This is a genomic window from Variovorax sp. OK212 (assembly GCF_900112425.1).
GTDB lineage: Bacteria > Pseudomonadota > Gammaproteobacteria > Burkholderiales > Burkholderiaceae_C > Variovorax.
In genome coordinates this window covers 415,114-427,290 of the sequence record NZ_FOLP01000003.1, presented here as the reverse complement: position 1 = coordinate 427,290, position 12,177 = coordinate 415,114, and the positions used below count along the sequence as shown (strand labels likewise).

General features: G+C 70.7%; 14 protein-coding genes. 6 read left to right on the top strand and 8 right to left on the bottom strand.

The window, feature by feature from the left end:
- Positions 1–42 precede the first annotated feature (42 nt).
- The 4 genes from BM004_RS12525 to BM004_RS12510 form a co-directional block, all read right to left on the bottom strand.
- On the bottom strand, positions 43–345 hold the full coding sequence (locus BM004_RS12525) for a hypothetical protein (RefSeq protein WP_093213619.1): 303 nt from the start codon (positions 343–345) through the stop codon (positions 43–45).
- 323 nt (positions 346–668) lie between these two features.
- Complete coding sequence (locus BM004_RS12520) at positions 669–1,847, bottom strand: DSD1 family PLP-dependent enzyme (protein ID WP_093214099.1); 1,179 nt, start codon at positions 1,845–1,847, stop codon at positions 669–671.
- Positions 1,848–1,858: 11 nt separating this feature from the next.
- Positions 1,859–2,857 carry a tripartite tricarboxylate transporter substrate-binding protein gene (locus tag BM004_RS12515; RefSeq protein ID WP_093213616.1) on the bottom strand — a complete coding sequence of 333 codons (999 nt, stop codon included), beginning with the start codon at positions 2,855–2,857 and terminating at the stop codon, positions 1,859–1,861.
- Positions 2,854–3,507, bottom strand: a complete 654-nt coding sequence (locus tag BM004_RS12510) for an HAD family hydrolase (protein ID WP_093213614.1) — start codon at positions 3,505–3,507, stop codon at positions 2,854–2,856. Before BM004_RS12510 ends, BM004_RS12515 begins: the two co-directional genes overlap by 4 nt.
- A gap of 123 nt (positions 3,508–3,630) precedes the next feature.
- On the opposite strand from BM004_RS12510, the gene BM004_RS12505 reads away from it, so the two are divergent.
- From BM004_RS12505 to BM004_RS12480, 6 genes are all read left to right on the top strand, one after another.
- Positions 3,631–4,548 (top strand): LysR family transcriptional regulator, encoded by a 918-nt coding sequence (locus tag BM004_RS12505; protein ID WP_093213611.1) that lies wholly within the window; start codon positions 3,631–3,633, stop codon positions 4,546–4,548.
- Positions 4,549–4,642: 94 nt separating this feature from the next.
- Positions 4,643–5,659, top strand: coding sequence for an ABC transporter substrate-binding protein (locus tag BM004_RS12500; RefSeq protein WP_093213609.1), 1,017 nt, complete (start codon positions 4,643–4,645; stop codon positions 5,657–5,659).
- On the top strand, positions 5,656–6,765 hold the full coding sequence (locus BM004_RS12495) for an ABC transporter permease (RefSeq protein ID WP_093213606.1): 1,110 nt from the start codon (positions 5,656–5,658) through the stop codon (positions 6,763–6,765). Before BM004_RS12500 ends, BM004_RS12495 begins: the two co-directional genes overlap by 4 nt.
- A complete protein-coding gene (locus BM004_RS12490) occupies positions 6,759–7,559 on the top strand; it encodes an ABC transporter ATP-binding protein (RefSeq protein WP_093213603.1) in 801 nt (266 codons plus the stop codon). Before BM004_RS12495 ends, BM004_RS12490 begins: the two co-directional genes overlap by 7 nt.
- Positions 7,560–7,596: 37 nt before the next feature.
- Positions 7,597–8,754, top strand: coding sequence for a c-type cytochrome (locus BM004_RS12485; RefSeq protein ID WP_093213600.1), 1,158 nt, complete (start codon positions 7,597–7,599; stop codon positions 8,752–8,754).
- A gap of 70 nt (positions 8,755–8,824) precedes the next feature.
- Positions 8,825–9,031: a dodecin gene (locus BM004_RS12480; RefSeq protein WP_093121970.1), complete on the top strand. Its 207-nt coding sequence runs from the start codon at positions 8,825–8,827 to the stop codon at positions 9,029–9,031.
- Positions 9,032–9,061: 30 nt separating this feature from the next.
- Here the strand turns inward: BM004_RS12480 and BM004_RS12475 are convergent, their stop codons facing one another.
- From BM004_RS12475 to BM004_RS12460, 4 genes are all read right to left on the bottom strand, one after another.
- Positions 9,062–9,640 carry an esterase/lipase family protein gene (locus tag BM004_RS12475; RefSeq protein WP_177206492.1) on the bottom strand — a complete coding sequence of 193 codons (579 nt, stop codon included), beginning with the start codon at positions 9,638–9,640 and terminating at the stop codon, positions 9,062–9,064.
- A gap of 155 nt (positions 9,641–9,795) precedes the next feature.
- On the bottom strand, positions 9,796–10,410 hold the full coding sequence (locus tag BM004_RS12470; RefSeq protein ID WP_177206491.1) for an alkylhydroperoxidase domain protein: 615 nt from the start codon (positions 10,408–10,410) through the stop codon (positions 9,796–9,798).
- A gap of 5 nt (positions 10,411–10,415) precedes the next feature.
- A complete protein-coding gene (locus tag BM004_RS12465; protein ID WP_093213596.1) occupies positions 10,416–11,063 on the bottom strand; it encodes a CMD domain protein in 648 nt (215 codons plus the stop codon).
- A complete protein-coding gene (locus BM004_RS12460; RefSeq protein WP_093213594.1) occupies positions 11,060–12,130 on the bottom strand; it encodes a putative FMN-dependent luciferase-like monooxygenase in 1,071 nt (356 codons plus the stop codon). The genes BM004_RS12465 and BM004_RS12460 overlap by 4 nt, the downstream gene beginning before the upstream one ends.
- Positions 12,131–12,177 lie beyond the last annotated feature (47 nt).

Sequence of the window (12,177 nt, the reverse complement as noted above, 5' to 3'; positions counted from 1 at the left end):
GTCCTTCGATCAAGCTCTTTCCAACGGGGTTTCAGCGCGGCTTCAGTTCGGCTTCAGTGCCTCCAGGCGCGCCTGCCATTCGGCCGTGCACTGCTGGAACAGCGCCTCGATCTCATCGGCCATCTGCCACGAGAGCCAGAAGACGCGGTCGATGTACCGCAGTGCTTCGGTCTCGCCCCATCGGGTGCCGTCGCCGTGGCTGGACCACAGCAGCGCGGTGAGCTGGGTGATCTTGTCCTCCAGGCGATCGGAGAGGTCGGAAACGCCATCGGCGTTGGTGTGGGAGGGGCCCCCTGCGTTCGGGGGTACCGGCGTGCGACGCCGGGCTATAGTCTTGGCAGCCATGCGGTGTGCTCTCTTCCAAGGTTTGGCACGTCAAGTGGTTAGACGGCTGGGGTGTTCTTGCGCCCCGGCCGTCGCCTTTTGTGCCTGCGTTCGCACCGGTGCACGTGGGCACGTGGCACCGGCGACCCGCCGCAAGCGAAGCGGGATCGGTCGTTCAGGGGGTGCTTGGGTGCGATGCCTTCCTTGCCCGCTGGGTGGGGCTTTGGGTGTCAGGGGCATCCACTTTAGAGAAGAGAGCGCGCGGCGCGTGAACTGAAAACGCAAGAAAGTCGCGGTTCGCGCGACTAACTTCGGTTCACGGCAGAAGAAAAAAAGGCGGTGTGTTACCAACCGTGAAAACGGGCCCAGGTCTGCACCTCGCCCGCTTCGGACACGGCGTGGTACTCCGGAAATTGCGCGCCCGTGGCACACGCATGGTTCGGCAGGATGCGCAGGCGCGTGCCGATCGGGAAGCGCGCCGCAATGCCGGTGTCGTCCTCGCCCCTGCCCTCACCCTCATCCTCATCCTGGCCCTCGCGCGACACGATGCCGTGCTCCTGGTTCGCGCCGCTCAGCACATAGCCGTCGAGCACGGTGCCGTCCACCGTGCAGACCTGCCCGTAGCCGAAGTCGCGCTTCTGCTTCTGGGTGCCGCGGTCGCGGCTCATCGCCATCCAGCCCGCATCGACGATGGCCCAGCCCTTCTCGGCCTGGTGGCCGATCACGGTGGTGAGCACGCTCAGGGCAATGTCGCCCTCGGTGCACACCCCCACGTTGCGTATCACCAGGTCGAAGAACACGTACACGCCGGCGCGCACCTCGGTCACGCCGTCGAGTGCCTCGGCCATCAGCGCGGTGGGCGTGGAGCCCACGCTGACCACCTCGCACGGCAAGCCCGCGTCGCGCAAGCGCTGCGCGGCCAGCACGCAACCCGACCGTTCCTGCTCGGCCATGGCGCGCAGGGCTTCGGGCGTGTCGAGCTCGTAGCTGGAGCCCGCGTGCGTCATCACGCCGCGCAGGTGCATGCCGCCTTCATGCAGCACGCGCGCCACGTCGAGCAGCGCGCCCTCCTCCGGGCGAATGCCGGAGCGGTGGCCGTCGGTGTCGACCTCGATCAGCACGTCGAACGCCTCGCCGTTGGCCTTGCCGAACGCCGCGATGGCGCGCGCCGACTCGACACCGTCGGTGATGATGCCCAGCGCACAGCCGCGCCGGCGCAGTTCCAGCGCGTGCTGCAGCCGGTGCGGCGCCATGCCGACGGCGTACAGGATGTCGGTGAAGCCCTGCGCGAAGAACTGCTCGGCCTCCTTCAGCGTGGACACGGTGATGCCTTGCGCGCCGGCGTCGCGCTGCGCCCTGGCGACGTCGATGCACTTGGTGGTCTTCACATGCGGGCGAAAGCGCACGCCCAATGCGTTCATGTGCTGCTGCATGCGCGCGATGTTGTGCTGCATGCGCGAGCGGTCGATCAGGGCCGCCGGGGTGTCAAGGGTATGGAGAGCGTCCAGGTTTTGGTTGTTCATGTCGTGGTCGTTCAATCGAGGTACTCGCCCTTGGCCTTGAGCGCGGGCACATCGTCGCGCAAGCCGCGGGCGATGAGTGCGGACACGGCCGCGGGCTGCAGCGCATCGGCGGCGGGCAGGTCGACGCCCACGGCCTGCATCTGCCTGCGGAATTCGGGGTCGGCCGCGGCGTCGGCCAGCGCGGCGCGCAGGCGCGCCATGGCGGGCTCGGGCGTGCCGCGCGGCGCGAAGATGGCGTTCCAGGCGCGCACGTCGAGCGCCAGGCCCGCCTCGGCGGCCGTGCCTGTGTTCGGCAGCTGCGGCAGCCGCGTGGAAGACAGCACGGCCAGCGCCTTGATCTTGCCGCCCGCCACCTGCGGCAGCGCGGTGGTGGTCTGGTCGCACATGAAGTCGGTCTGCCCGCCCATCAGGTCGTTCATGGCCGGCGCCACGCCCTTGTAGGGAATGTGCGCCACGTTCTGCTTCAGCGCCGACAGCAGCAGCACGCAGCCGTAGTGCGAGATCGACCCCACGCCCGCGCTGCCGAAGGAGGCCTTGGCCTTGGCCTTGTTCGTGCCCAGCCATGCGACGAACTCCTTGAGGTTGCTGGCCGGCAGGTCGGCGCGCGCCAGCAGCAGCATGGGCGCGGACCCCGCGAGGCCCACGGGCAGGAAGTCTTTCTCGGGGTCGTAGGGCAGCTTCTTGTACAGCGCCACGTTGGCCACGTGCGTGCCGATGGTGCCGAAGCCGAGCGTGTAGCCGTCGGGCGCGGCCTTCGCGACCTTGGTGAGGCCGATGGTGCCGCCCGCCCCCGCCACGTTCTCGATGATCACGCTCTGGCCCAGCTTTTTGCCCATGTGCAGCGCGAAGCCGCGCGCCAGCGCGTCGCTGGGGCCGCCGGGCGGGAACGGCACGATCAGCGTCACGGGGCGTTGCGGAAAGGCGTTCGCCGTTTGCGACATGGCCGGCGCATGCAGCGCGAATGCCGCCGCCAGTGCGAACACGCCGCGCAAAAGCACGGCCCGCTTCATGCCTTGCTCCCGAAGGCCTGCAGCCACTGCAGCGCCGGCGCGAGCGTGGCACCTTGCAGCTCGGGCGACGGCGCGCCCTGCGGCAACGACAGGCCCACGCGGTTGTGCCAATAGGTGCGCAGGCCCACTGCCGACGTGCCGAACATGTCGTAGCCCGAGCCGGCCACGAAGGCGGCGTCTTGCGCCTGCACGCCCAGGCGCTGGAGCGCCAGCTGGTACGGGCGCGGGTCGGGCTTGTAGAAGCCGGCCTCTTCCGAGGTGACGACCACGTCCCAGTCGATGCCCAGCCGCGCCGCCGCGCGGTGACCGAGCCGGGCCGAACAGTTGGTGACCACGGCCAGCCTGCAGTGCGGCTTGAGCGCCAGCAGCAGCTCGCGCGCGCCGTCCCACACGGGCAGCGTGTCCCACTGCGCGTCGAGCGCGTCTGGGGCCGATGCGGCCATGCCGGTGTTGCGCGCGGCGTCTTTCACCAGTTGCTCGTAGGGCACGTACGCGCCGCAGCCGTAGGTGAGCCGCAGGTACTCGGCGCGCCAGGTGCGGCCCTTGTCCTCGGAGCCGGCGGCGGCGTTCCAGACGGTCCAGGAATCGAGCAGCGCGGTGAGCAGGTCGAACAGCACGGCGCGCGGGTAGCTCGGCGGGCCGCTCGGCATCTGGCTCGGCGGTTGGCTCGGCAAGTGGGGCATGGCGGTGGGTGTGTGCATGGCCGTGGACTCTACGTTCGCAGACCCTGTTTGTGCTTCAATGCGCGCTCATCAATCGTTAAGCGCAAGTTAATGATCCAGATCGAAGACATGCAGCTCGCCGCCGCCCTTCTGCGCGAGCCCTCGCTGAGCGCCGCGGCCCGCGCGCTGGACGTGACGCCGCCCGCGCTGTCGATGCGCCTGCGCAAGCTGGAGGCCGCGCTGGGCCTCTCGCTGGCCACCCGCACCGCGCGGCGCCTGAGCCTCACGCCCGAGGGCGAACGCTTCGCGCGCGAGGCCGCCGCGCTGCTCGGCCAGATCGAAGGCCTGCGCGAATCGATGCAGCGCGACGACCAGCGGCTCACGGGCACGCTGCGCATCGCGGCGCCGTTCGGCTACGGGAGGCAATACATCGCGCCGATGCTGGTGCGCTTCGCGCGGCTGCACCCGGGCCTGCACATGCAGCTCGACCTGCGCGAAACGCCCTGGCCCGACCGGCACGACGCCGACGCGGTGATCCACATCGGCGCGGTGCGCGACTCTTCGTGGGTGGCGCGCACGCTGAGCGCCAACGAGCGCTGGCTGTGCGCCAGCCCCGACTACCTGCGGCAGCGCGGCACGCCCCGCGTGCCGCGCGACGTGATGGCGCACGACTGCATCTGCATCCGCGAGAACGACGAAGACGTGACGCTGTGGCACCTGCGCCCCGCGAAGGCCGGTGCCGGCAAGCGCGCCGCCGCCCGCGAAACCCTGCGCATCTCGCCCGCCTACGTGACCAACGACGGCGCCGTGGCGCGCCAGTGGGCCGAGCAGGGCATGGGGCTGGTGCTGCGCTCCGAGTGGGACGCGGCCGAGGCCGTGGCGCGCGGCACGCTGGTGCGGGTGCTGGCCGACTGGCAGTTCGACAGCGCCCCGGTCACGCTGCTGGTGCCCAACCGCAAGGGTCGCACGGCGCGCGTGCAGGCCATCGTCGGGTTCCTGGTGGAGAGCTTCGGCGCGGCAAGAAAGTAGCTGCGCGCATATCCATAGCCGCATTCATTCGTTGGCCGCGCGTGCAGCGCGCGCCAACACTCGGTGCTTCCAATATTCCGGTGGAGAAGCCCCGATGACCGTTCCCTTCGATCACTTGCCACCCTCGCGCCGCAGCGTGCTGCAGGCCGGCGCCGCCGCCGCGGTGGTCGGCTCGGCCGCGCTGCTGGGCGCGTCGGCCTGGTCGCAGCCGCGCAAGCTCACCTTCGCCTGGAGCCAGGCGGGCTTCTGCCTGGCGCCCGTGCCGGTGGCGCTGGAGCGCGGCTTCTTCGAGAAGAACGGGCTCGACGTGGAGCTGCTGAACTGGGCCGGCTCGTCCGACCAGTTGCTGGAGGCGCTGGCCACCGGCAAGGCCGACGTGGGCGTGGGGCTCATCCACCGCTGGGTGAAGCCGCTGGAGGCGGGTTTCGACGTGAAGGTGGTGGGCAGCGTGCACGGCGGCTGCCTGCGCCTGATCGGCGCCAAGGCCGCGGGCGTGACCACCGACGTGGCCAGCCTCAAGGGCAAGACCATCGGCGTGGCCGACCTGAACAGCCCGGCCCGGCAGTTCTATGCCATTCACCTTGCGAAGCGCGGCATCGACATCGACAAGGACGTCGACTGGCGCGTGTACCCCGCCGACCTGCTCGACGTGGCCGTGAAGAAGGGCGAGGTCCACGCCATTGCCGACGGCGACCCGAACGTGTTCCTCATCGAGAAGCGCAACCCGGGCGTGTTCACCGAGCTGGCCAACAGCGCCAAGGGCGAGTACGCCGAGCGGCTGTGCTGCATCGTCGGCGCGCGCGGCGAACTGGCGCGCAACGACAAGCCGCGCGCCGCCGCCGTGGTGCGCGCGCTGGCGCAGGCGTCGGACTACGTGTCGGAAAACCCGAACGAGGCCGCGAAGATCTATTCGAAGTACGCGCCCAAGGTGCCGCTCGACGACCTGCAGAAGCTGCTGGCCGAGCTCACCTACAAGCACCACCCGGCTGGCAAGGCGCTGCGCAACGAGGTCGAGGCCTTCGCCACCGACTTCCGCAACGCGGGCATCCTGAAGAAGAGCACCGACGTGGCCCGCTTCGCCAACCACGTGTCGCTGGACGTGCTGGCATGACGACCGCAGAACAAGTGCTCGACGCGCCCCTGGGGCGCCACGGTGACGCGCCCTTGGGGCGCCATAACGAAGCGCCCGCGCCCCGGCCGCGTGCGCCTGCGAAGGTCTCCGGGACCGTCACGCTGCGGCCCGCAGCGCCCTCCGGCGTCACGGGCATCTGGCCCACGGGCCTGCTCGCGTCCGCCGCGTGGCTGGCGCTGGGCCTGCTCACGCTGCTGTGGCCGAACAAGGCGGTCGGCTTCAGCGACTGGGCCTTCACCGAAGAATTCGGCATTGCCACGCTGGTGGTCGCCGCCCTGCTGCTGGCCGTTGCGCTGCTCGGCGCGCGCGCCGGCAAGGTGTCGCACACGCTGCGGCCCGCCGGGCAATGGCTGGTGGCGCTGGCCGCCGTGTTCGCGGTGTGGGAAGTCGCGACCGCCAAGCTCGGCGTGCTGCCCTCGCCCTTCTTCGCGCCGCCGCAAAGCCTGATCGACGTGCTTCACGAAGACTGGCGGCGCCTGGGCCTGTCGACCGCGTACTCGCTGCGGCTGCTGGCCAACGGCTTCGTGCTGGGCGCGCTGGTGGGTTTCTTCACGGGCGTGTCGATCGGCTGGTCGCGCATCGCGGGGTACTGGGTGCATCCGCTGCTGCGCTTTCTCGGGCCGGTGCCCGCGTCGGCGCTGCTGCCGCTGGCCTTCTTCTTCGCGCCTTCGAGCTACGTGGCGGCGGTGTTCCTCGTGGGGCTGGCCACCTTCTTTCCGGTGGCGGTGCTGACGTGGTCGGGCGTGGCCTCGGTCCACAAGAGCTACTACGACGTGGCGCGCACGCTGGGGGCGTCGGAGCGCTTCCTGGTGCTGCGCGTGGCGATTCCGGCGGCCTTGCCGCAGGTGTTCGTCGGCCTGTTCATGGGCCTGGGTGCGTCGTTCTCGGTGCTGATCACGGCCGAGATGATGGGCGTGAAGGCCGGGCTGGGCTGGTACCTGCAGTGGGCGCAGGGCTGGGCCGCCTACGCCAACATGTACGCGGCGCTGTTCGTCATGGCGGCGCTGTGCTCGGGCCTCATCACGCTGCTGTTCAAGGTGCGCGACCGCGTGCTGTCGTGGCAGAAGGGAACCGTGAAATGGTGAACGCCGTGCATTCTTCTTCGCCTGCACCCGAGGTCACGCGCGGCGCGCAGATCGACATCAAGGGTGTCAGCCACTGGTTCGAGGTGTCCGGCGGCGTGCTGCAGGTGCTCGACGGCATCGACCTGCAGGTGCGCCCCGGCGAGTTCGTCGCGCTGCTGGGGCCCAGCGGCTGCGGCAAGTCGACGCTGCTGCGCCTGGTGGCCGGGCTGGAGCCCGCCACCACCGGCACGATCACGCAGAACGGCGAGCCCATCACGCGGCCCGACCCGTCGCGCATCGTCGTCTTCCAGGACCCGACGCTCTACCCCTGGCGCAGCGTGTGGGACAACGTGGCGCTGGGCCTGCAGGCGCGCGGCGTGCTCAAGGAACAACGTGCCCGCGTCGACGAGGCGCTCAAGCTCGTGGGCCTGAGCGACTTCGCCAAGGCTTTTCCGCATCACCTCTCGGGCGGCATGGCGCAGCGCGTGGCGCTGGCGCGCGCGCTGGTGAACGACCCGCAGCTGCTGGTGCTCGACGAACCGCTGGGCAAGCTCGACTCGCTCACGCGCATCGCCATGCAGAGCGAGCTGGTCAACCTGTGGCAGCGCGCGGGCTTCTCGGCGCTGCTGGTCACGCACGACGTGGAAGAAGCGCTGTTCCTCGCCAACCGCGTGATCGTGCTGAGCGACCGGCCGGCGCGCATTGCGGCGGAGATCGTGGTCGACCTGCCCTACCCGCGCCACCGCGGCGACGCGCGGCTGGCCGCGCTGCGGCATGAAGCGTTGAAGCACCTGGGACTCGACGCCACGTGGTGACGATGGCGCAGCGCACGGCGCGGACGGCGCGGACGCCATGAACGGCGCCCCCGAGGCCGATTGGCTCAACCTGCTGATCGGCCTGCTGCAAGGCGCCCAGCTGCAACTGCTTCGCCTGCTCGACGCGCTGAGGCTGGTTGCGCACGCGCATGGCCAGCCCGCCTGGCCGTGGGCGCAGCGCCTGTCGGGCGAGAACCTGCTGATCGACCTCGGCCAGGCGCGCCGGCTCGGGCTCACGGTGCTGCTGGTCGCGGCGGCGGTGCTGGTGTTGCTGCTTGCGCTGGCGTGGCGCCGCGGCCGCATCGGGCTGGTGGGGCTGGTGGGGCTGGCCACCTTGCTGGCCGTGGCCGCGCCCTGGCCCGAGGCCCACGTGGTGCTGGTGCCCGCGTACCCCACGAGCTTCCAGAAGTCGCCCACGGGCTTCACCGCCGACAGCATCGAGCGCGGGCGCGTGCTCTACGCCGCACAGTGCGTGGCCTGCCACGGCACCGACGGGCGCGGCCAGGGCCCGCTGGCCGCGTCGCAACCCGTGTGGCCGCCCAATCTCTCGGGGCCGCTGCTGTGGCGGCGCGCCGATGGCGACGTGCTCTGGCACGTGCTGAACGGCATGCGCGACCGGCGCGGCGCGCCCACCATGCCGGGCTTCGGCGCCGCGCTGCGCGACGAAGACGCCTGGGCGCTGATCGATTTCATGAAGGCCCAAGGCGCCGGCGAAAGTCTGCGCGCGGCCGGCCTGTGGACCCAGCCCATCGCGCCGCCCGACGTGACGGTGCAATGCAAGGGCCGGCCGCCGCGCCTGCTGAGCAGCTGGCGCGGGCAGCGCCTGCGCATCGTCGCGGCCGGCGGCGAGCGCCCGCTCGAAGACCCGCGCATGGTCACCGTGTTCCTGCAGGCGGCAACCGCACCGGCCGCGGGCGACTGCGTGGCCGGCTCCGCCGCGGCCTGGTCTGCGTTCTCGCTCATCGCCGCGACCGACCGGCTCGCGGGCACGCAGCTGATCGTCGACCGCGACGGCTGGCTGCGCGCGCGCGGCGAGCCCGGCAAGGGTGCGTGGAGCGACGACGACCTGCTGTGCCGCACCGACCCGCCCGCCCGGGCCGATGCCCGCGCCCTGCCGGCGGACGGCCTGGGCGCGCTCATCGCCCGCATGGACGCCGAACCCGTGCGTTTCGTCAAAGGCGGCTTCGTGCATTGAGCCAACAGGACTACGATGTTTTCCGGGGCCCCGGCCCCTTTCGTCCATCCATGCCAAGGAGACCCACCCCATGTCCAACCACGTCTACAAATCGCTGGAGCTGACGGGCTCCTCCCCCACCAGCATCGAGGACGCCGTGCAGACCGCCATCGCCAAGGCGCACGAGACGGTGCGCAACATCCAGTGGTTCACGGTGACCGAAACGCGCGGGCACGTGGTCGACGGCAAGATCGCGCACTGGCAGGTGTCGCTGAAGATCGGGTTCACGCTGGAGTGAGCCCCACGCCGCTGCGGCAGCGACGCGAAGTCACAGCGCGCACACGCGCCGCGTGATGTCGGCGCAGACCTTCGCATTGCCCGGCATGAGCCGATGCAGCCACGCGCGCGCATCGAGGCTGCCGGCCCCGAGCCGCCAGTTGCTGCTTGCGGCCGGCACGATGGTGACGTCCAGCGAAGTCCAGTACACGAAGAGCTCCAGGCCGTCCAGACGGTCTTCTGTGCGCTTCAGGTTCTCGAGCAACGAGCTCCCCGGCCGCATGTCCCGCGCGCCCTGGCCGGGGTAGGCGTAGGCCAGCACGGTGCCGTCGTGCGGCCCGGCAATGGCGAAGAGCGCGGCCGTGCGCGCCATGCCGCCCAGCACCTGGATGTACTGGCGCGCAACGATGCAGCCCATGCTGAAGCCGACGATCGCCACCGGTACGTCGGGCGCCAGATGCGCGTCGATGTACGCCTTCAGCTTGCAGGCCAGGTCATGGATGCCGGTGCGGCCGTCGGCCGGCCGCAGCGACGGCGTCCAGCATCGATGTCCGGCCGCTTCGAGCGCCCGCACCATGCGCTTGAAGACCGAGCCGTTGTTGAAGATGCCGTGTACGAGGACCACGTTCATGGGGTTGGCCTGTGTGGATTTTTCGGGAATGTCGGGAACGTCGGGAGTGTCGGAATTCTCGGGAGACGCCCGAGCATCCTTCATTTCCGCGGCATGCCGGTGGCCGAAGACGGGCGGTATCGGCATGCGCTACCGCAGGTCGCACCGCCAGCCCGTTACTGGCCAACGGCGCCGGCCTGCGGCTCGCCCAGCGACAGCATCAAGCGGTTGGCCCAGTTGAAGAAGGCCGCGCCGTGGATCACGTCCGCAATGGCGAGGTCGTCGAGTCCCTGCGCGCGCAGGCTGTCGATGTGCGACACGCCGAAGGCCGGCGGCGTGGCCGACAGCGCGACCGACGCGGCAACGATGGCGTTCCAGCGCTCGCCCAGGTCGGCGCTCACGCCCTCGTCGAGCAGGCGCTGCACGTCTTGCGTGCGGTGAGAGAAGTGCGAGGCGAAACGCGCATGCACCGACGCGCAATAGATGCAACCGTTGAAACGCGAAGCCGCCGCGGCCGACAGTTCGCGCTCGGCGCGCGGCAGGCCGGCCTCGGGGTTGTAGAAGATGTCCTTGTCGGTGAGCGTGCGTGTGCGCAGGATGTCGGGGTCGCGCGCCAGCAGGCGGAAGTACGGCGACTTGGCACGCGATGCGTCCACCAGCCCGGCGAGATGGCGTTCGGTCAGTTCGGCCTCGGGCAGCGGCGCCAGCCAGGGCAGCCATTCGAGCTGGGCTTGCGTGAAGGCGTTCGGGTGCGCGTTGTCGGGGTGCGTCAGGGTCGATTCGGTCGTCATGGCGTTCAGGCGATGGAGGTTGCGGGGCGTTGCGCCAGTGCCTTCAGGCCGGTGACGACACGGATCTGGAAGGCCAGGAAAGACACGAGCTGCGACAGCGTCACGACTTCGGTGCTCGTCCAGCCCGCGGCCAGCAGCGCCTGCAGCGCGGCCGGGCTCGCATCGCGCGGGTGAAACACGAGCAGGTGCGCATGCGCCAGGGCGGCGGCAAGCCGGCCTCCCAACGCTTCGCGTTGCGCGTCGCCCACCGCATACGAAGGGCCCGCGGTGTCCTCGGCGCTCAGCGGGCCCGACGGATAGCGCCCGTACGGGCCTTGCGTGATGCCGCGCTTCACCTCGGCCGCAATGGCATCGGCCACGCTGGCGCGTGCGCCCTGCCCGGCCAGCCGCTCTGCATGGCGCTCTGCATAGAAGTGCGCCACGTCGGCCTGGCCGTGCAGCCCGGCGACGAACACGGCCAGGGCGAACCGGTCGGCGATCTCGAAATGTCCGAACACCGGTGGCGCGGGCGCGAAGAGCGACAGGTAGCTGTGCTGCGCATTCGTGCGTGCCTGCCCGCGCTGGGCGCGAATGGCGTCGAGGGAATCGCCGGGCGCGATGCCGACCAGCTGGTCGATCATGTCCGGAACAGGAGAAGAAGCAACGGCGTTCATGCGGCCTTGAGAAGTGGTGGAGGTGAAAGGTCGGCCGCCGCGTCGCGCACCCAGCCCAGGGCCGGCGCAACGACGGTGGCAGTCAGTTCGATGGAGCGCAGGATCGCCTCGTGCGGCGGGTCGACCGAGTGCACCTGGCACACCAGGTCGGTCACGCGCGCGAGCGTGCTGTCGGCGCGCAGCGAGGCAATGACGTCGTCGGGCGCGCCGACGTGCACGTCGTACGCGGCAATGAGCTGTTCGAGCGAGGCGTGCGGCCCCGCGCGGTCGGCGAGGCCGGCCTGCCCCGATGCGGCGAAGCGCGCGGCCGAGCGGCGCAGGCCGATGTCCGCCAGGCGCAGTGCCTCCTGGCGGGTGTCGGCCACGAACACGCTGCGCGAGCCCACGATGCGCGGCGCGCGGCCGGGCGGCAACGCGGCCAGGTAGGCATCGACGATCGGGTTCTGGATGTCCGCGAGCGTGGCGCCGAGCGCATCGACGGGGCGCGGCTGCGTGCGCGACAGCATCAGCCCGTCGCCCGCCTGCCCTGCCCGCGTACCGCCGCTCACCGAGAACGTGGCTTGCCAGATGCGGCCGAGCAACTGCGAAGCCGCCGGGTACAGCGTGTCGCCGCCGGCCAGCGGCTGGCCGGCCCATGCGGCGCGCACCGCGTCGAGCTGCCGCGCGAACAGTGCCGGGCGGTCGTTGCCGTCGAGCCCGAAGGCCGCGAACGATTCGGGCGTGCCGCCCGTGCCCACGCCCACCTCGAGCCGGCCGCCCGAGAGCAGGTCGAGCACGGCGGCGTCTTCGGCCGCGCGCACCGCGTTCTCCAGCGGCAAGGTGACGATGCCCGTGCCCAGGCGGATGCGCCGCGTGCGCGAGGCCACGTAGGCCAGGAAGACGAAGGGCGACGGCAGGCCGCCCTCGTGTTCATGGAAATGATGCTGCGCGACCCACGCGGAATCGAAGCCGTGTGCTTCGGCATGGGCGATCTGCTCGGCCACGAGGCGGTAGCGTTCGCCGGCGGTGGTGTCGTCGAGCAGGCGGCTGAAGAAGCCGAGGCGCTTGGGGGAGATAGGGGCGGACAAGGTGCGGCGCGGGAAGCAAGGGAACCCGTGATTGGGCCCGCAACACC